This window comes from Phyllobacterium sp. P30BS-XVII, from assembly GCF_014138335.1.
In the GTDB taxonomy this organism is placed as follows: domain Bacteria; phylum Pseudomonadota; class Alphaproteobacteria; order Rhizobiales; family Rhizobiaceae; genus Phyllobacterium; species Phyllobacterium meliloti.
Map to the genome: position 1 here is coordinate 569467 of NZ_JACGXO010000002.1, position 19423 is coordinate 588889.

The 19423-nt window shown below is 56.2% G+C and carries 15 protein-coding genes; 8 read left to right on the plus strand and 7 right to left on the minus strand.

Annotation, left to right across the window (positions count from 1 at the left end; genetic code table 11):
* Positions 1-77: 77 nt before the first annotated feature.
* The 5 genes from FHW17_RS08650 (at position 78) to FHW17_RS08670 (ending at position 5828) form a co-directional block, all read left to right on the plus strand.
* Positions 78-1523: a UbiA family prenyltransferase gene (locus FHW17_RS08650; protein WP_182509675.1), complete on the plus strand. Its 1446-nt coding sequence runs from the start codon at positions 78-80 to the stop codon at positions 1521-1523.
* Positions 1520-2824: an FAD-binding oxidoreductase gene (locus FHW17_RS08655; RefSeq protein WP_182509613.1), complete on the plus strand. Its 1305-nt coding sequence runs from the start codon at positions 1520-1522 to the stop codon at positions 2822-2824. Before FHW17_RS08650 ends, FHW17_RS08655 begins: the two co-directional genes overlap by 4 nt.
* Before the next feature lie 91 nt (positions 2825-2915).
* Complete coding sequence (locus FHW17_RS08660) at positions 2916-3344, plus strand: EamA family transporter (protein ID WP_113097386.1); 429 nt, start codon at positions 2916-2918, stop codon at positions 3342-3344.
* Positions 3345-3356: 12 nt separating this feature from the next.
* Positions 3357-4367, plus strand: coding sequence for an NAD(P)-dependent oxidoreductase (locus tag FHW17_RS08665; RefSeq protein WP_182509614.1), 1011 nt, complete (start codon positions 3357-3359; stop codon positions 4365-4367).
* 105 nt (positions 4368-4472) lie between these two features.
* Positions 4473-5828: an aspartate aminotransferase family protein gene (locus tag FHW17_RS08670; RefSeq protein WP_246706780.1), complete on the plus strand. Its 1356-nt coding sequence runs from the start codon at positions 4473-4475 to the stop codon at positions 5826-5828.
* A gap of 32 nt (positions 5829-5860) precedes the next feature.
* Here the strand turns inward: FHW17_RS08670 and FHW17_RS08675 are convergent, their stop codons facing one another.
* Positions 5861-7582 carry a hypothetical protein gene (locus FHW17_RS08675; RefSeq protein WP_348643716.1) on the minus strand — a complete coding sequence of 574 codons (1722 nt, stop codon included), beginning with the start codon at positions 7580-7582 and terminating at the stop codon, positions 5861-5863.
* 256 nt (positions 7583-7838) lie between these two features.
* Here FHW17_RS08675 and FHW17_RS08680 point away from each other — a divergent pair, with 256 nt between their 5' ends.
* Complete coding sequence (locus FHW17_RS08680; RefSeq protein ID WP_112527457.1) at positions 7839-10355, plus strand: FAD-dependent oxidoreductase; 2517 nt, start codon at positions 7839-7841, stop codon at positions 10353-10355.
* Between the two features lie 55 nt (positions 10356-10410).
* Positions 10411-11337 carry a DUF1194 domain-containing protein gene (locus FHW17_RS08685; protein WP_246706763.1) on the plus strand — a complete coding sequence of 309 codons (927 nt, stop codon included), beginning with the start codon at positions 10411-10413 and terminating at the stop codon, positions 11335-11337.
* Between the two features lie 272 nt (positions 11338-11609).
* Here FHW17_RS08685 and FHW17_RS08690 read toward each other — a convergent pair whose 3' ends face one another.
* The gene (locus tag FHW17_RS08690; RefSeq protein WP_091877741.1) at positions 11610-12608 is read right to left on the minus strand and encodes a GlxA family transcriptional regulator; all 999 of its coding nucleotides are present in this window, start codon (positions 12606-12608) and stop codon (positions 11610-11612) included.
* A 218-nt stretch (positions 12609-12826) separates the two neighbouring features.
* On the minus strand, positions 12827-13081 hold the full coding sequence (locus FHW17_RS08695; protein ID WP_112527443.1) for a hypothetical protein: 255 nt from the start codon (positions 13079-13081) through the stop codon (positions 12827-12829).
* 142 nt (positions 13082-13223) lie between these two features.
* On the opposite strand from FHW17_RS08695, the gene FHW17_RS08700 reads away from it, so the two are divergent.
* A complete protein-coding gene (locus FHW17_RS08700) occupies positions 13224-14126 on the plus strand; it encodes a LysR family transcriptional regulator (protein ID WP_091877739.1) in 903 nt (300 codons plus the stop codon).
* Between the two features lie 233 nt (positions 14127-14359).
* Here the strand turns inward: FHW17_RS08700 and FHW17_RS08705 are convergent, their stop codons facing one another.
* The 4 genes from FHW17_RS08705 to FHW17_RS08720 form a co-directional block, all read right to left on the minus strand.
* A complete protein-coding gene (locus FHW17_RS08705) occupies positions 14360-15085 on the minus strand; it encodes a copper homeostasis protein CutC (RefSeq protein WP_112527441.1) in 726 nt (241 codons plus the stop codon).
* Positions 15082-15996, minus strand: coding sequence for an ROK family protein (locus tag FHW17_RS08710; RefSeq protein WP_182509616.1), 915 nt, complete (start codon positions 15994-15996; stop codon positions 15082-15084). The genes FHW17_RS08705 and FHW17_RS08710 overlap by 4 nt, the downstream gene beginning before the upstream one ends.
* A 91-nt stretch (positions 15997-16087) precedes the next feature.
* Complete coding sequence (locus tag FHW17_RS08715; RefSeq protein ID WP_210275847.1) at positions 16088-18115, minus strand: ASKHA domain-containing protein; 2028 nt, start codon at positions 18113-18115, stop codon at positions 16088-16090.
* A gap of 339 nt (positions 18116-18454) precedes the next feature.
* Positions 18455-19414, minus strand: coding sequence for a methyltetrahydrofolate cobalamin methyltransferase (locus tag FHW17_RS08720; protein ID WP_182509618.1), 960 nt, complete (start codon positions 19412-19414; stop codon positions 18455-18457).
* Positions 19415-19423 lie beyond the last annotated feature (9 nt).

Here is a 19423-nt window from a genome sequence, read left to right on the forward strand (position 1 = left end):
GGGCAGTTCACGCTTCATTTCTAGTTTGCCGATAGGTCGTCGCATGGGGAATATCGCGTGGGGATGTGTCGGTGAGCGTGCAGTCAAGCAAGCAGTCAAGCAAGCAGTTTGTGGATCTCGTTGTCGATCTTGATGGCACTTTGATTGCCACTGATCTTTTATGGGAAAGTATTTTTCAGCTGCTCAAGAAGAATATGCTTTATCTCTTCGTTCTGCCTTTCTGGGCGTTAAAGGGAAAAGGCAATCTGAAGCATCAGATATCCCAACGTGTCTGTATCGATCCCGCCCTTCTTCCCTATAGGCGGGATTTTCTCGAATTTTTGCGGGAAGAGCACAGCAAGGGCCGGCGCATTGTTCTGGCCACTGGGGCCGCCCGGCAGTTTGCAGAGCCAATTGCTGCGCATATCGGTCTTTTCGATGCGGTTTATGCCACGGATGAGACGCGAAATCTGACATCGAAGCTGAAAACCGAGTTCCTGCTGAAAACCTTTGCTGGAAGAAGCTTTGCCTATGCGGGCAATAGCAGGGCTGACATCCCCGTCTTTGCGGCCGCCAGCGAGGCCATTGTGGTTGCACCAGACCGCGCGGCAGGCAAATGGCAGAATGCGCATTCGGTCCGTATATTTGAAGCGCCAAAGAGCAGTTGGCGGACGTTCTTCCGAATGTTGCGGGTGCATCAATGGATGAAGAACACGCTTATCTTCGTGCCGCCCACACTCGATCATGAGATCACGAATTGGGTGACATTGAGCGCTGCGCTGATCGCATTTGTGGCGTTTTCTGCCGCGGCTTCGGCGATTTACATTCTCAATGATCTTTTTGATCTGCCGCTGGATCGCCAGCACGCCCGAAAAAAGAGCCGCCCCTTTGCCAGCGGGGTCTTTTCCATCCCGTTCGGGCTGAGGATTGCGTTCCTGCTGCTTGTCATCGCCGGTCTTCTGGCAATGCAATTGCCGTGGGCATTCAGCGTCGTGCTGGGTGTCTATATCATCGCCACAACGGCCTATTCGCTTTCGCTCAAGCGTATGCTGCTGATTGATGTCCTGATGCTGGCAGGACTTTATACACTGCGTGTGCTCGCCGGTGCTGCTGCCACGAACATTGCGGGATCATTCTGGCTTCTGGCCTTCTCGTCATTCTTCTTTCTCTCGCTTGCGCTGGTTAAACGCTATGTGGAGTTGCAAAGCACGACACTGCTCGAAAAGGATCGCATTGCGGGCAGGGGGTATCGGCAGAGTGATCGCGAGGTTGTTGCGCAATGCGGTGTCGCATCCGCTTTTGCAGCCGCCACGGTTCTCGCGCTTTATGTGGACAGCGATTCCGTGGTCCGGCTTTATTCCTATCCGTGGATGATCTGGCCCCTGTGCCCCATCGTTCTCTACCTCAATATCCGCATCTGGATTCTGGCGCATCGCGGCGAGATGCATGAAGACCCGGTTGTCTTCATTATTTCCGATTGGCGCAGCCAGGTCATGATCGCAATCGGCGCGGCCTTGCTGCTCTATGGTGGCGCAAGGGCATGACGCACGACTATGAAAGCTTTGGCCGGATAGACAGGCATCGCCGCTCCGCCATTTCGCTGGAGGAGGCGCGGCAGGCTTTCGATGTTTCGCTGCCCGGCTCCTACCTGCCATTCGGTAATGGCAAATCCTATGGCGACAGTTGCCACAATGATGCGGGCCTGTTGGTCGACATGCGTCCCAACAATCAGCTCATCTCCTTCGACACAGCAGCGGGTGTGCTGCATGCGGAAGCGGGGATGCTGCTTGCGGATATTATCGCAATCGCCGCGCCGGAAGGTTATTTCCTGCCTGTTACGCCCGGTACCCGGTTTGTTACGCTGGGCGGTGTTATCGCCAATGATGTGCATGGCAAGAACCATCACCGGCGCGGTACATTCGGTTGCCATGTCGAGAGGTTCGATCTTCTGCGCTCCGACGGGACAGTTGCCAATTGCTCGGCTTCTGAAAATACGGATCTGTTCAACGCCACCATAGGCGGGCTTGGCCTGACCGGGATTATCCAGACAGCCTCCATCCGGTTGATGCGGGTCAGTTCGCTTGATATTGAGGAGCGCGTCACCCGCTTTAAAAATCTGGACACCTACTTCGATCTCGCCCCAAAAGCGGATGAAGAGAATGAATATGCCGTCGCCTGGGTGGATCAGCTGGGTAGCGGTCGCGGCATTCTCCTGACCGGAAACCATGCGGACAATGGCAATTTCGACATCAGCGCGGGCAGGACCAGATTTGGCGTGCCTGTCGATCTGCCGGTTTCCGCGCTCAATTTTCCGAGCCTGAAGCTGTTCAACACGGCGTATTATCATCGCAAAGGCAGCAAAACCGATACGGGGCTGACAGGCTATTCGCCTTTCTTCTATCCGCTCGATCAGGTGAAGAACTGGAACCGCCTTTATGGCCGGGCAGGGCTCTATCAGCACCAGAGTGTCATCCCGGAAGCCAATGCCCGCGAGACGATTGCTCTTATGCTGGAGGCGACGCGGCAGGCCGGGCAAAACTCATTCCTGACGGTTCTCAAGCGCTTTGGCGCCATTGCCTCACCGGGCCTGCTGTCATTTCCGCGGGCCGGTTACACGCTTACGCTGGATTTTCCCAATCGCGGCCAGAAGACGCTGTCGCTGCTGGAGCAGCTTGACCGCATGACAATCGAAGCGGGCGGGCGGGTCAATCCGTATAAGGATCAGCGGATGAGTGCCGCCGTCTTCAAATCAGGGTTTCCGCAATGGAAGCAGCTGGAGGAACGGCGGGACCTGATGTTCAATTCGAATTTCTGGGCACGAACCGCTCTGTCGGCCCAAGAATAAAGCGACAGATGGTTCAATTTTTAACAATGGCCTTCGAGTCTTTTCAACGTAAGGTTGTTATTTGGGGGCAGCAGGTGGGGGTAATCTTGGCATGACAAAATATATTCCGTTCATACTCTTTACAGTCATGACCAATGCGGCGGCGCAGGTCATGCTGAAATACGGGATGATCACGCTCGGGCCGATCAGTTTCAGCGCGGACAGCTTTATCCAGCGCGTGTTCCAGATCGTGTTCAACCCATGGGTGTTTGCCGGGCTTTTCACCTTCGTCATTTCGATGGCCTCGCACCTCTACGTGCTTTCCAAGGTGGACCTTTCCTTCGCTTATCCCTTTCTGAGCCTTGCCTATGTGGCGGTCGCGCTGTTCGCCTGGGCCGTATTCAAGGAGGAGCTTGGAGCCTACAAGATTGCCGGAATTGCGTTTATTATGCTCGGCACGATTTTCATTGCGCAGAGCGGCCGTCACAACGGCGCTGAGCCGGGTGAACAGACGCCGCCAGCCCCCACAACTTCGTCCTGAGTGAGCAGAGCCATGAGACACGTAATTTTCGGCGGCGACGGGTTTGTCGGACGCCATCTCGCACCCAAACTGATCGCCGATGGCGAAGAGGTTATCGTTGTGGATATCGTCAAAAGCGACCTGCCGCATTATGCCAATATTGCCTTTGTTCAGTGCGATGTGATCGATCCGCAGGCGATTGCTGCCGTTGGCATCAAGGCGGATGATATGGTCTATAACCTGTCCGCCAAGATGCTCTCGCCCTTGCAGGTACGTGCCAAACGCCACGATTTCTTCTTTCCGGTCAATTACTTCGGCACTGAGAACATCATCAAGGCGATGGACAAGGCAGGCGCGAAGAAGCTTATCCACTACACCACCGACATGATTTACGGCCACACCTATGTCTGGCCACAGACCGAAGACCATCCGGCGGCGCCGCTTGGCGAATATGGATGGTCAAAACTCAAAACCGAAGAACTCGCCGCGGAATGGCGGATGCGGGGCATGGATATCTCGCTGTTCCGCCCGCGTTTGATCATCGGACCCGGAAGGCTCGGCATTCTCGAAAAGCTGTTCAAGCTGATCGATTATAATCTGCCTGTTCCGATGATCGGTTCGGGCAAGAACCCCTATCAGTTCATTTCGGTGTTCGATTGCGCCGAGGCTGCACGTGCAGCGTGGAAAGCCGGTGTGCCCAACGAGGCCTATAATCTCGGTTCGCTCAACCCGCCGCCGGTGCGCAAGCTGCTGGGTGATCTGGTCAAGTTCGCCAATTCAAGATCACTGCTGCTGCCGACGCCCGCATGGGCCGTCAAGAAAACACTGGATGCATTTGACTGGCTGAACATGCCGATCATGGACCCGGAACAATATCTGATTGCTGACGAGATGTGCGTACTGGATGTCTCAAAAGCCGAGCGGCAACTGGGCTGGGTGCCGCAATACCGGGACGAAGACATGCTGATCGCGGCTTACCGCGAATATCGCAACAACAAGGATGGCAAGGTTGCCGGTCAACCATCGTCGATAACGGCGCAATAAGGGGGATTATCGATGAACAAGCTGACAGCACTGCCAAAAGACACCCCTGATGTGATCGAGCCGATCAAAAGGCCCGATCTGCTGACCGTTGAAGAAGCCAAGGTGATGACGCTGCCGCGCATGACGGAGCTTTTCACCAAGCACCTCAATCCCGGCCAGCTGCATTTCATGAAGCTTCTGGGCTTCCACAAGATCAAGATCGAACATGCGGAAGGCATGTATTATTACGATCAGAACGGCCGGGCTATTCTCGACTTTTTCGGCGGATTCGGATCGCTGGCCTTTGGCCATAACCATCCGCGTATTGTGGCCGCACGCAAACAGTTTCAGGACGAGCGGCGTCAGGAAATCGCCATTGCCTTCATGTCGCAATATGCGAGCGCTCTGGCTCATAATCTTGCGGCCTGTTCGCCCGGTGATCTCGACATGGTGTTTCTCGGCTCCTCCGGGTCGGAAGCCATGGAGGCGGCAATCAAGGTGGCGGAGCGGGCGGCGGGGCCAAAGAAACCCAAGATCGTCTATGCCGAGAATTCGTTTCACGGCAAGACCAAGGGTGTTTTGTCGATCACCGATGGCCAACTTTATCGCGGCGATTTCAAGCTTGTCGACAATACGGTGCGTATTCCCTTCGGCGATATTGATGCGGTCGAGAATGTGTTTCGTTCCGACCCGGAAATCGGTGTCATTGTGCTTGAGACCATTCAGGGCGGCGGCGGCATCATCAGCGCGCCAAATGGCTATTGGCAAAAGCTTCGGGCGCTGTGTGATCAATATGGCGTGCTCTGGGTGGCCGATGAGGTACAGTGCGGCTTTGGCCGTTCCGGTCGGTTTTATGCGTTCGAACATGCGGGTGTTGTGCCCGATGTGACGGCGCTGGCGAAATCATTGGGCGGCGGCAAGGCTGCTGTGGGTGCGATGATCGCGCGGCGTGAGGTCTATATGAAGGCCTATGGGACACCCAAGACCGCAATGATCCACGCCATGGCGACCTTTGGCGGTATTGGCGAGGCCTGTGTGACAGCCATTGAAGCGATCAATATTCTCTATGACGAACACCTGATCGACAATGCAGCCGAGACGGGTGCTTATCTGCTGGAACAGCTGGAAGGCCTCAAAGTCAAGTATCCGGCCATGATCAAGGATGTTCGCGGGCAGGGGCTGATGATCGGCCTCGAATTCCACGACTTTTCCAAGACAGTACCCGTTGTCCTGCGGCCCGTGCTTACCATGCTTGATGATAAGCTGAAGGGGTCACTTCCCGGCTTTATCGGCAGCCATCTCCTGCGCGATCATGGCGTGCTGGTGGCCTTCACCGAGTATAACCGCAATGTGGTTCGCCTTGAGCCGCCATTGATCTGCCAGCATGACCATGTGGACCGGTTTATTGCGGCGCTTGATGAGGTGCTGTCGCGCGGCATCGTGCGGATTGTCAAAGATTTCGTCAAAGCGCAGGTGAAATAAGGTTTCGAGGGCCGGGCTGATGTCCCGGCCTTTTATTTTGTGCTGGCAATGCCCGGTCGCAGCAAAAGATCCCAGCACTCATTGAGCTTGACCACAGTTCGGTCATCAAGGGTTTTCTCGTAGACTTTCCAAAGCATCAAACGCGCTGTCGTCACCGGGCAGCTTGGCCGCAACACGCCGTCTGTCGCGCGCACTGCGGCTTCTTCCTCCGATGTCAGGTCGCCAACGGTGCGAAAGGGATCAGCACCAATCTGTATGTGGCGCGTTGCATCGCGATCGAGAATCCATGGGAACGGATTGGTGAAATCGAGGTTCATCAAACTGTTCAGATGTACGCCGTTCGTGGCTTCGAACTGCTTGATGGCCTTGACGGCGCGGTCCGCCGAGACGAGCCAGAACATCTGGTAATCCAGTTCCGAATAAAGCTGCCAGCTTGGAAGCTGCCCCTGTTCCGCCAGTTCGTGATAGGTAGCAGCATTCTTCACATAATGCGCCTGCAGGAGATCAACGCGCTCCCATATGTCTTTGCGCGTCGACACTAGCCCCATTGATTTTACGTCCGTGACAGGTGCCGCCACATATGTTGGCGCAACAGCTGTCATGCGCAGGCTCTCGTGCATCACTTTGGTCAAGGTGGGTATCGCCGTGAAGGCCACGAGTACGTAGACGATGCGGCGATGCCTTTCCGGCAAGGCCGCCGACTTGACTATCAGTGCCAGCAGGACAGGCCAGAGGAAGATAAACTCCTGACTGCCGGTGTTCTGGGTCTCCAGGAAAATGCCCGCGACCAGCACAATGCCAATCCACAGAAAGTCCTGATCAAGAACGGTTGCCACTGCCTTGGTGGATGGCTGGCTGGTCAGCTTTTTGAGCGCGGCAGACACATTGCTGCGATTGATCCAGAAGAGAAACAGGATGAGCGCGGCGGCGGCCAGAATGACATCCAGCTTGGTGGAAAAAACAGTCAGAAAACGCGACAGAAGCACGCCCTGATTCATGCCCACCAGTTCGATGATGCTGGCGAGATAGGTTGAAACCATGCGGTGGTTGAGTTCAAAAACCAGCAGTGCGGCGATCACCACAACCATGGCCAGCAATACATGCCGCCATTTCAACCGGCCACTGAGTATGGCGAACAGGCCAATCAGTCCGCCCGCAAGAAAGCCGGTGATCTTGGTGAAAAACAGCGCCAGCATCGCCAAGGCAGCGACGATAGCCAGTTTGCGGGTATTGGGCAGAAAGATCAGCGCGCTGGTCAGAACATAGAGCAGCAGCGATGTGTGCCGGTTATAGATGCCAAAGCCTGAGATCCCGGGATAGGAATGAAAGCTCTGCGTGTTGGTGGGGCAGATCGCAAAAATCAAAAAGGGAATAATGAGGGCGAAGGCAATGCTGCGGCGGCGTTTGTCCACGTCCCAAACAATAACAGCCATGATGGGCGCGGCAACAATAAGGGCGGACCACTGCGCAAGCAGGGTAGGCTGGCCATTGGGGAAAAGCCTTTGCAGCCAATAGAACTGGTAATAGTCGAGCGCGCCGACGGGAGCCAGAAAATCCACCGCCGGGATTTGTCCCATCTTCAGGCGCTGGGCTGCGTCGAGATATATATAGGTGTCCCAGTACATCGGGCCGATCGGCACCACCAGTCGTAGACCAAGCAGCAGCGCCAGCACAGCCAGCATCAACAGAAGCAGCGCCAGTGGGGAGAATATCCCAACTGCCGGTCTGGTCATGTCCTTGGAGATATCTGACATTATTCTTCGTTTCCGGCTGGTCGACGCTTAAAGACCATTTCTATAGCGGGAAGTCTCCATATTGCGTTAAATCATTCCCGCAGTTTGATCAGAAATTCACGCAAAATGCTGACAGTTTGCCGCGCGTCGCGCCGTGTTTTGGCCATGTCGCAAACAGGCCTTAGCAATGGACAGTACGAACGGCATAGTGCAGAAAATTGGTGCGTGTCGCCAGATCACCGCCAAACCACCGATTGATATCAGAGGATAGAATGAAATGAAGACCCAAGCGCGTGTAGTTGTCATCGGCGGTGGTGTGGTGGGTGTATCAACACTCTATCATCTGGCCAAGAAGGGCTGGAGCGATGTGGTGCTCATCGAGCGCAAGGAACTGACATCGGGTTCCACATGGCATGCGGCCGGTCTGCTGCCGCTTTTCAACATGAGCTATTCCGTCGGCCAGATTCACAAATATTCCGTCAAGTTCTATCAGGAACTGCAGGAAGAAACCGGCATGAATGTCGGCTTCACCAATTGCAGCAATATTCGTCTCGCCCGCACCAAGGATCGCTGGGACGAATATATGTATTATGCCGGTGTTGCTGAAACTATCGGCGTTCCGGTCAAGCTGTTGACGCCAGAACAGGTCAAGGAAATCTGGCCGCTGGCCGAAATGGATGGAATTCTCGGTGCTATCCAGCATCCGGAAGATGGCTATATCCAGCCCGCTGACCTGACACAGGCTCTGGCCAAGGGCGCGCGTGATCGCGGTGCCACGATCTATCGCTACACATCGGTTCTCGGCATTGAACAGCTGCCTTCAGGCGAATGGCTTGTGAAAACAGACAAGGGCGACATCACCGCTGAACACGTTGTATCGGCAACCGGCAACTTTGCCCGCAAAACGGGCAAGATGGTTGGTCTCGATGTACCCGTCATCCCGGTTGAGCATCAGTATATCGTCACCGAGCCGCATCCGGCCATTCTTGAGCGCAAGGCCAAGGGCCTGCCGGAAATGGGCGTTCTGCGTGAAAGCGATTCATCCTGGTATATGCGCGAAGAAAATGGCGGCCTGCTGCTCGGACCTTATGAAAAAGGCGCACCTGTCTGCTATGTCGATGGGCCATCGGATGCCAGCGAGTACGAGCTGTTTCAGGAAGACCTTGACCGTCTCGAACCCTATATCGAAACGGCGATTGCCCGCGTTCCTGCCTTCGGCGAAGTCGGCATCAAAAAAGTCTATAATGGCGCGATTGCCTACACACCCGATGGTTCGCCCATCATCGGTCCAGCACCACGTCTGAAGAATTTCTGGCTCAATGAAGGCCATTCCTTTGGCGTGACTGCCGCTGGCGGTGCTGGCTGGCAGTTGGCTGAATGGATTGTCGAAGGCGAACCCTCCATTGACATGATGGGCGTTGATCCACGCCGTTTCGGCCCTTACGCAACCGAAGGCTACCTGAAGGAAAAGAACGAGGAAGCCTATGCGGAGGTGTTCTCGGTCCACTACCCGGATGAAGAGCGCGGCGCTGCCCGCCCGCTCAAGCGTTCGCCATCCTATGACCGCCAGAAGGCGCTCGGTGCCGTGTTCGGTACTGTTTATGGCTGGGAACGCGCCAACTGGTTCGCTCCGCAGGGCTATGGTCTCGAGGTTGCAAAGCTCGACAAGCCGGATGTGCTGATGAACCACAACCATCCAAAGCCGGATGCGGACGGCAAGGTAAAGGAACTCTGGTCCTTCCATCGCTCCAACTATTTTGAGCATGTGGGCAACGAGATCAAGAACGTCACCAATAATGTCGGCCTTCTCGATATGTCCGCCTTTGCCAAGATTGAAGTGGCTGGTCCCGGTGCGCGCGAATGGCTCGATTCCATTCTGGCCAACCGCATCCCCAAGAAGCAGGGCCGCATTGCACTCTGCCATCTGCTGACGAAGGACGGCGGCGTCCGCTCCGAGTTCACGGTTTACGAATGGGCTCCCGGCAAGTTCTATCTCGTCTCCGCCGGTGCCTATGAGAACCACGATCACGACTATCTCTACAAGCTGCTGCCGTCGGATGGCTCCGTAACCCTGCGTCCGATTACACAGATGTATGGCGTGCTGGTTCTTGCTGGACCCAAGAGCCGTGAAGTGCTGCAGAAACTCACGCGGGCTGATCTGTCCAATGAAGCCTTCCCATGGTTGTCGGGCAAGGAAATCAGCGTGGGCACCGGCACAGCCCATGCCCTGCGCGTCAACTTTGTCGGCGAACTTGGCTGGGAACTGCATCACCCGATTGAACAGCAGAACACCATCTATGATCTGCTGCTTGAAGCCGGTGCGGAATTCGGCATCAAGCCATTCGGCATCCGCGCCATGACGGCAATGGCAGTCGAAAAATCCTATCGCCTGATCCCGCGTGAACTGTCGATCGAATACAATGCCTTCGAAAGCGGTCTCGACCGTTTCGTTCATCCCAACAAGGGCGATTTCATCGGCCGCGATGCGGTGGTGAAGGCGCGCGAGGACGGGCTGAAGTGGAACTTTGTCACGCTTGAGGTGCATGTACCGGGTGTTTCCGACATCGATGCGCGCGGCAGCGAACCGATCTATGCCAATGGCCAGCTGATTGGCCGTGCTACCCATGGTGGTTACGGCTGGCGTCTGGGCAAGAGCCTCGCGCTTGCTATGGTCAAGCCTGACTATTCGGCGCTGGGCACACAGCTTGAGATCAAGATTCTCGGCAAGACGCACAAGGCAACGGTCATTCCGGAAGCGCCTTTTGATACCGAGAACGAGCGTCTGCGCGCATAAAGCTGCTCTTACGGATCGAAGAATACGAAATGGCGCCCGCAAGGCGCCATTTCTTTTGAGCAAACGTTCAATAGAGCGTGAATGCGCCGTATCGGGCTTTGTATTGCGCCTGTTTGCGTTACACTTGCCCATGGCATCGCACAGGAAAACTTTCAGAGGTTTTCTCTTACTCGCGGCATCACTGGCGAGTTCTGCTGCGTGCGCCCAGACCGCCCCCATAGATGTTGATGTCGAGCTTGTGCTGGCGGTGGATGCGTCCCGCTCCATGGAACCCTTCGAGCAGAAGATTCAGCGCGATGGCTATATCGCCGCCTTGCGCCACCGTCAGGTTATCGATGCCATTCTTGAAGGCGTTCATGGCCGCGTGGCAATCACCTATGTCGAGTGGGCGGGGTCATCCATGCAGCGCGTTATCGTGCCATGGACGCTGGTGGATAGCGCTGAATCGGCTGAACGGCTGGCTGTGGCGCTCGATCAGCCCATTCCTTCCACGCAAAGCCGCACATCGATTTCCGGAGCGATTGATTTTGGCGCGACGCTTTTTGACAATAATGGTTTCCGGTCCTCGCGCCATGTGATCGATGTTTCCGGCGATGGTGCCAATAATCATGGCAGGCCAGTCATCGAAGCGCGTGCGGAGGCCATTGCCAAAGGTGTGACCATCAATGGTCTGCCATTGATGACACAGAGCGATTTCTATTCGGATTGGGCTGTTTCCGATCTCGATATCTATTACGGCAACTGCGTCATTGGCGGTCGCGGCGCCTTCATGGTTCCCGTCAATTCATGGGAACAGTTTCCCGAAGCCGTGCGCCGCAAGCTTGTGCAGGAACTCGCGGATAAGCCGGATGGCGTCAACCATGCGGAATGGTCGCCAGAGGAAAAACTGCCGGTTATTTTTGTGCAGGCCAAGAAAGACTATGACTGCCTGTCCGGTGAAAAAGTCTGGCAGCGGCGCATGCAGGATTGGGAATCGCGATAGATTTGCTTCAAGGATGGTTCGTGGTTTGACATAACAACCATGAGGGGCTTGGGTGGATGAAACGCTAATAACAACCCCACCCCACGGTCATCCTCGGGTCAAGCCCGAGGATGACCGTGGGGGTGGGGTTGTTAGGAGCCAAATTCTGCACCCCTTACGCCGCAATCTTGACGATCAGCATTGCATCCTCACTCTCCCTCATGGTTGTTATGTCGAACCACGAACCACGAACCACGAACCACGAACCACGCTCATGCAGAGGAAGGTGATAACTATGCCGCCATCAACTGCTTGCGGTCAGCGCGTTCCTGTTGGGGTGAGCGGCCATAAAGCTCGCGGTAGCATTTGGAAAAATGCGATGCGGAGACAAAGCCGCAGGCAACCGCTACTTCAACAATAGGCATAGATGACTGGATGAGGAGATGGCGGGCGCGGTCGAGCCTGATTTCTAGATAATAGCGCGCGGGTGAGCGGCCCATCTCCTGCCGGAACAGCCGCTCGATCTGGCGGCGTGACAGGCCGACATGATCGGCAATCTCGATGAGCGATAGCGGCTCGGATAGACGTGCCTCCATCAGTTCGATGATGGTAAGAACTTTTGAGTTCTGCACGCCGAGACGTGCGCGTAATGGCAACCGCTGACGATCATGCGGGCTGCGCACACGGTCCGTCAGGGCCTGTTCGCAGACACGGTTGACGATGTTGTCGCCGAAATCATCGCCGATGAGCTTCAACATCATGTCGAGCGCAGCGGTGCCGCCGGCGCAGGTGTAGATATTGCCGTCGACTTCAAACAGGTCCGCATAGACGTCGGCTTTCGGAAACGCTTCGGCAAAGCCGGGAAGGTTTTCCCAATGGATTGCGCAGCGCTTGCCCGAGAGCAGGCCAGCGGCCGCCAATATATGTGCGCCGGTGCAAAGACCACCGACGGCGACGCCGCGGTTGAATTCTTCACGCAGCCAGGCATAGACGGATTTGTTCTGGAATTTTTCGACATGCACGCCGGAGCAGACAAAAACCATGGATGGACGGTCTTCGCCGGTCAGAAAGCGGCGCTCATCTTCAAGCGAAGAGTTCGCGGCGCATTCAACGCCATTGGAGGCGGTGACGGGTTTGCCATCGACCGAAGCCAGACGCCAGCGATAGGCCTCATATCCGAGCATGCGATTGGCAATGCGGAGCGGTTCGATAGCGGTCGCAAAGGCGATCATCGAAAAGTTCGGCACGAGGAAAAAAACAAAAGACCGCTTGTTCAGGTCCGTCTGGTTCATGATGATTCTATGTTCCCGTTATTACTACGAGGCCATGTCGCACCTGAAGTAGGTTCTTCAAATTACGGGCGTGGTCTCTGGAGCTTTTTTTCAGATAGAACCATAGAATTATTCTAAAGGGAAGTGAGCCACCCTGTGTCGCAAAAGCGCAGGTAAAGCGCAAAATAAAGGGAGCGGACGTGAACAGGTCCGCTCCCTTATTGAGGTGTTCTCATGATTTATTGGCGCGTGCGATTAAGCTGATTGCATTCGGCAATCTGGCGCTCATACAGATCCGGCCAGCCAATATCAGAGCGGATATTATCTGGAAGACTATCCAGAGCTGCTTCTGTCACGCGCCGCCGGCGGCCCCGGACTATCGCATCGCGCGAAACTATTGCTATGGATGCAACGCTTTCTGCGGTGCGTGTAACGGCAGTGAAGAGACGTTCACTCAGGCTTGTCTGGTGTGGAAGTTCATTGCAGACACTCATTTTGCTGCTCCTTGTGGTTAAGCGGCTCAATTTTCTGTAGCCACCTTGTTGTGTGATATTGACTATCTGCCCAAGTTGATGTTCAATCAAACGAAATTACGGAACAGTATGTTTCAGAAAAATTGATGAAGGAGACGCCGCAATGTCAGCACCGATGCAGCATCCCATACCGATCCTCGATCTTGATGTGTTGCGCACCTTTGCCATGATTGCCGAGACGGGTAGCTTTTCCAGCGCCGCCAATGCGGTGTTCCGCACGCCATCGGCTGTGTCCATGCAGATCAAGAAACTTGAAGAGACGCTTGGTCATATCCTGCTTGAACGTGATGCACGTTCGGTCAAACTGACGCCAAGCGGCGAGTTGCTGCTTGGATATGCGCGTCGCATGCTGGCGCTCAATCGCGAAACCGTGGCGAAATTCATCACACCGACGGTTTCCGGTGTTGTCCGGCTCGGTGCGCCTGATGATATCGGTGAAAAGGTGCTGCCCTTCGTTTTGAAGCGCTTTGCCGAGTCACACCCGGATGTCACCGTTGATGTGGTCATCGACCAGAGTAACAGCCTGCGCAAGCGGCTGGATGAGCAGCGGCTTGATGTAACCCTTGTCAATGTCAATGAAACCTTGGCCAAGCTTGATGAGGTCGAAGTCCTCATGACCGAGGAAATCATCTGGGCCGGGGCGAAATGCGGAACCGCGCATGAGCGCAATCCTTTGCCGCTTTCCATGTGGGAAGAGGGCTGTATCTGGCGCGCCAATGCCATCAGCGCACTTGAAAGCGCGGGCAGGGATTACCGCGTTGCCTATATGAGCGCCCATACGATGGGCCAGCGCGCTGCTATCGTGGCTGACCTTGCCGTTGCTCCGTTCTCAAAGTTTCTGCTTGAGGACAATATGGTTGCACTTGGTCCGGAAACTGGTCTGCCGCCGCTCGGTGAGTCCAAGCTTGGCATGCTGGTTGCAAAAAATGCCGGCGCGCATGTCAAAGCTGTAGCCCAGCATCTTCGGGTGTATTTCGAGGGCTATGAGCGGACGGGCAAGCTTTAAGGGGCAGTTGGAGCGGTAACACCCCCTCTAAACGCTGCATCGATATATATTGCGTGGTTCGACAGGCTCACCATGAGGGAGATGGGTGGGTTGCAGGGAGCCTTATTCTGCAACGGTGGCGATTATTGCTGCACCCGCCGCTCACCCTCTGCGATTAGCGTTGCATCCATACTCCCCGTCATGGTGAGCCTGTCGAACCACGAACCACCCGCAATGCCGCCCACGCCACACCTCTACCGAGTTTGACAATAAGCCTTCAACGCCCTGACCAATTCAACGCTGGTGCGCTTTTGCGTAGCGGTTTCAAAACCGAGCCGCTGGGCTGCGGCGCTGACTGGTTCTGCCAGAACCGCGCAGGAAGAGTGGATTTCCCGGAAGGGAATACGGTCAAGCAACGCACCGGCATTGCTGATATTGACGCCGGAGCCGGGCATGATCCTGATCCGCCCGGCGGCAAGCGCAAAGGTCTCTGCCAGATTGTCGATGCCTTCAGCTGATGTCGGCATCCGGCCTGACGTCAGGATACGCTCAAAACCCAGACCCACAGCCGTTTCAACCGCTTCACCAAGATCAGGCACAAGATCGAAGGCCCGGTGCAGCGTCACGCCAAGCCCGTCGCAGTTGCGCATCAGGCGTTCAAGCGTGGCATGATCGAGACTGCCATTGGCATGGTTCGCACCAAAGACGACACCCGCCAGACCGGCGCTGCGGATCATGTCGATTTCCCGCAGCATCGCGTCGATATCAGCCTCGCCGAAGACGAAATTACCGGGTCGCGGGCGGATCATGGCATAGATCGGAATAGGGGACGCTATGGCCTGACCGATCAGGCCGGGTGTTGGTGTCAGGCCGCCGAGTTCCAGCGCCGAACAAAGCTCGACCCGGTCAGCGCCGCCTGTGATGGCAGCGGCAAGGCCGCTCGAATCATCAACGCAGACTTCCAGAAGAATGCCGCTCATTGTGCCGCTCCCATCAAACCGAGAACACCGGCACCGATCAGTCCGGGTTCAATTTTCAGCTGCGCCGGGATGACCAGCGGCCTCTCTGTCTTCCACAGGATGCGGTCACGCACGGCGCGGTCCAGCCGCTCGATCAGCGGTAGGGAATTGGCAAGGCCGCCACCGACAGGCACTATCGACGCGCCGACGACATTGAGCGTCATGGCCAGCGGGCCGCTGACGATATCGATGTAACAGTCAATGGTGCGCTCCGCCGCCGCATCGCCGCTGTTCCATGCGGCAATAATCTCGGTGCTTGGCAGATCAACGCCGTGAATGTGTGCATACAGGCGTTCCATGCCGCGCGCCGCGCCAACCGCATCGACGCAGCCGACCTGTCCGCAACCGCAGGCATAGCGGGGGATGGCAATCGGCGGATTGCCTGCCCATGTTGCCGAAATCGGACCATGGCCCCATTCTCCGGCAAAGCCGCCAGCGCCCTCATGGATTTTGCCATTGATGACAAGGCCACCACCAACGCCAGTGCCAAGGATAATGCCGAACACCACGCGGTGGCCGCGTCCGGCACCGACAACGGCTTCCGACAGGGCAAAACAATCGGCATCATTGGCGACAAGAACCGGACGGCGCAGCTTTTCGCTGAGGTCTTTGACGAGCGGGCGGCCATCGATGCAGGGAATGTTCGCGCAGGTGATTTTGCCGCTGTCCGCATCGATAACACCGGCAATGGAAATCGAAATCAGCGATGCGGGATCAGCGCCGCCATCCGCTGCAATCTTTTCAATGGCCGCAGCAAAGGCATCGAAATCGCGCAAGGGCGTCGGCACTTTCGGCAGTGGCCGGATGTCTTCGGGGGCATAGGCTATTGCACCCTTGATGGCCGAGCCACCGATGTCAAAACAGGCAATCATGGGAACATATATCCGGAATCAATCATGGTGGATGTTGATAGCGGAATTTGTCTGCATGGCAAACTCAACTGAATGGATTTATTCACGCGGCCTATTCACGTGATCGGCGGGCCGCACGGTCCTCGCGTGAGCGTCGGCGCGGTGTGGCATCGCCGGTCTGGCCATCTTCACCGACATTCTTGCGCGCGGGAAGGGTGACTGCCAGCGAGAGTTTTGGGAAGGGATCAACCTTGTTGGGCATGGCCATGGCGTAGACGAAATGCTCCTGGAATTTTGGCTCCAGTGCCGTTTCGATCTTTTCAATGCGTGTGACAGTATCCTCAATCTCGCGGCGATAATCGCGGTTGAGCAGCGCCATGCGCGCGCCTGTACCAGCCGCATTGCCGACAGCTTTCACCTTGTCGAGATCGCAATCGGGGATAAGGCCGAGCACCATGGCGTATTTGGGATCAATGAACGAGCCAAAAGCACCGGCAAAGCGGATTTGATCAACATGATCAATACCTTGCTTGTCCATCAGCAGCTTGACGCCCGCATAGAGCGCAGCCTTGGCAAGCTGGATCGCCCGAACATCGTTCTGGGTAATGGTGATGGTCGGCGTTCCCTCGCGCAGCAGGTAGGAGAATGTACGGCCGTTTGGCATGATACGCGGCGACTTGGCGGCAAGACTGCCATCCACCACGCCATCTTCAGAGATAATACCCGAGAGGTACATTTCCGCGACGACTTCGATAATGGCCGAGCCGCAAATGCCGGTGATGCCGCTTGCCTGCACGGCTTCGGCAAAACCCGGTTCATCCGACCATTGTTCGGTGCCGATGACGCGGAAACGCGGCTCCAATGTTATCGGATCGATACGCACACGCTCAATGGCGCCGGGGGCGGCACGCTGGCCGCCTGAGATTTCCGCGCCTTCAAAAGCCGGGCCTGTCGGGGAGGAGGCTGCAACCGTGCGTTGCCGGTTCCCAAGCACGATTTCCGCGTTGGTGCCGACATCGACAAGCAGCATCATTTCATCCTGCCGGTGCGGACCTTCCGCAAGGGTTGCCGCCGCAGCGTCAGCGCCGACATGACCGGCAATGCAGGGCAGCATATAGACCCGCGAGCCGGGGCTCATATTGAGGCCGATTTCGCTGGCTTTGAGATGAACAGCGCCCGAAACCGCCAGGGCAAACGGCGCGCCGCCGAGTTCCGTCGGGTCAATGCCAAGGAAAAGGTGGTGCATGATCGGATTGCCGACAAACACCGCATCGAGAATATCCTCGCGCGCGACATTGCCTTCAGCGCAGACCTTGCCGATCAGTTCGTTGATGGCTTCGCGCACCGCATTGGTCATGCCCTCCCGGCCTTCCGGGTTCATCATGACATAGGAGACGCGGCTCATCAGATCTTCGCCGAAGCGGATTTGCGGGTTGGATGTACCAGCCGAAGCAATGGTGCGCACCGAAAGCAGCGATGACAAATGCATGGCAATGGTGGTGGAACCGATATCGCAGGCGATGCCGTAAGCTTCGTTCTTCAGGCCGGGCCACAGGCCGATCATGGTTGGCCGCGTCGTTTCCTCATCATGGTGAATGGCGGCGGTAACGCTCCATTCGCCCTTGCGCAGGATTTTCTGAATCTGCGGCAGGAGATAGCTATCCACATCAAGGTTGCGGATGCCCCATTCCTTTTCCAGCGCGGCTTTCAGGCGGTCAAGATCGCCGAGTGGCTTGTGCATGTCAGGCTCTTCCACCTCGACATAGCACATATGAACAGCGGGGTTGCGCTCGATGATGCGCGTATCGGCATCCTTGCGCACGACCTGCGCGTTAACCTGAACATCCTGCGGCACATCCACAACGAGATCGCCAAGAATGGTTGCCGAACAGGAAAGGCGGCGGCCATCCTTCAGATCACGCTTTTCGGCGTAACGTTTTTCTTTTGGACCGAATTCCGAAATGTGATCATTGGAAGAGGTGATGCCGTGTTTGGCAAACTTGCCTTCCTGCACGTCAATCTGGCAGCGCCCGCAAATGCCGCGCCCGCCGCACACGCTTTCCACATAAACACCGAGCGTGCGCGCCGCTTCCAGCACCGTGGTGCCAACGGCAAAATGCCCGCGCTTGCCCGATGGCATGAACAGAACAAGCGCGTCCTTTGCCGATGCTTCAGGGGATTTTACGGGTGCGTTCACAATCAATGCTCCAAGTCCTGCAAGAGATCCGCTTGCAATACCGATATGGCTGGTGCGCAGTGTGTGGCGCGTGGTTCGACATAACAATCATGAGGGAGATGGGTGATGAAAGGGAGTGAAGTTCTGTAACCCTTGTGATGCGTGATCTTTTTGATCTGCCATCCTTAGGATTAGCGTTACATCCTCACTCTCCCTCATGGTTGTTATGTCGAACCACGAACCACGAACCACGAACCGCAACCAAACCATCAACCACGCCAATAGCGTGGCATTACAAATCAATCAACCGGCAACGCCGCGCCGCGCGTCACGTCCACCGCGCCGCCGTCCACCGCCATTGGCATCAGCAGGAACCGATACGACAGGCGCTCCGGCAACGGCAGGCTGATGGTCACGATACTTCTTGATCCAATAGGTGCAGTTGGCATCGGTGCCGTTGAGCACGTTGGCGGCATGAACCGCTTCCATTTCCTGCGGGCGGCAGGGATTCATGATTGCCGAGGTCATGCCAGCGCCGATCACCATGGGAATGAACCCGGCATTGATGCCGTGACGATGCGGCAGACCGAACGAGATGTTGGAAAGGCCGCAGGTGGTATTGACCTTCAGTTCTTCGCGCAGGCGGCGCAGCAGGGCAAAAACCTGACGGCCCGCATCACCCAGCGCGCCAATCGGCATGACCAGCGGATCAACAACGATATCATGCGCCGGAATGCCAAAATCAGCAGCGCGCTGCACGATCTTCTTGGCAACGGCAAAACGGACGTCGGGGTCCATGGAAATGCCGGTTTCGTCGTTCGAAATGGCAACGACGGGGACATTATATTTCTTGATCAGCGGCAGGATGGCTTCAAGCTTTTCCTCTTCACCGGTCACGGAATTAACCAGCGGGCGGCCCTTGGCGACTTTCAGTGCGGCTTCAATGGCAGCTGTTACCGAGCTGTCGATGGACAGGGGAACATCGACCAGATTCTGGACGATCTCCAATGTCTTGACCAGAAGGCCCGGCTCCGTTGCATTCGGGTCGACAGCAGTCACACCTGCATTGACATCAAGCATCGTAGCACCGGCAGCAACCTGCTCCAATGCATCCTTGATGACCGTATCAAAATTGCCAGCGATCATTTCGGCGGCAAGCTTCTTGCGGCCGGTCGGATTGATCCGCTCGCCGATCACGCAGAAAGGCTGGTCAAATCCGATGATGATTTCTCTGGTCGCCGAGGCAACAATGGTACGGGTCATTCAGGAAAT

Excerpts from the sequence above, each read along its gene's own strand:
- FHW17_RS08705 (WP_112527441.1), bottom strand. The coding sequence starts at position 15,085 with ATGAGCGGCATTCTTCTGGAAGTCTGCGTTGATGATTCGAGCGGCCTT.
- FHW17_RS08690 (WP_091877741.1), bottom strand. The coding sequence starts at position 12,608 with ATGAACCAGACGGACCTGAACAAGCGGTCTTTTGTTTTTTTCCTCGTG.
- FHW17_RS08695 (WP_112527443.1), bottom strand. The coding sequence starts at position 13,081 with ATGAGTGTCTGCAATGAACTTCCACACCAGACAAGCCTGAGTGAACGT.
- FHW17_RS08720 (WP_182509618.1), bottom strand. The coding sequence starts at position 19,414 with ATGACCCGTACCATTGTTGCCTCGGCGACCAGAGAAATCATCATCGGA.
- FHW17_RS08665 (WP_182509614.1), top strand. The coding sequence starts at position 3,357 with ATGAGACACGTAATTTTCGGCGGCGACGGGTTTGTCGGACGCCATCTC.
- FHW17_RS08660 (WP_113097386.1), top strand. The coding sequence starts at position 2,916 with ATGACAAAATATATTCCGTTCATACTCTTTACAGTCATGACCAATGCG.
- FHW17_RS08710 (WP_182509616.1), bottom strand. The coding sequence starts at position 15,996 with ATGATTGCCTGTTTTGACATCGGTGGCTCGGCCATCAAGGGTGCAATA.
- FHW17_RS08675 (WP_348643716.1), bottom strand. The coding sequence starts at position 7,582 with ATGTCAGATATCTCCAAGGACATGACCAGACCGGCAGTTGGGATATTC.
- FHW17_RS08700 (WP_091877739.1), top strand. The coding sequence starts at position 13,224 with ATGTCAGCACCGATGCAGCATCCCATACCGATCCTCGATCTTGATGTG.
- FHW17_RS08715 (WP_210275847.1), bottom strand. The coding sequence starts at position 18,115 with ATGCCATCGGGCAAGCGCGGGCATTTTGCCGTTGGCACCACGGTGCTG.
- FHW17_RS08655 (WP_182509613.1), top strand. The coding sequence starts at position 1,520 with ATGACGCACGACTATGAAAGCTTTGGCCGGATAGACAGGCATCGCCGC.
- FHW17_RS08670 (WP_246706780.1), top strand. The coding sequence starts at position 4,473 with ATGACGCTGCCGCGCATGACGGAGCTTTTCACCAAGCACCTCAATCCC.
- FHW17_RS08680 (WP_112527457.1), top strand. The coding sequence starts at position 7,839 with ATGAAGACCCAAGCGCGTGTAGTTGTCATCGGCGGTGGTGTGGTGGGT.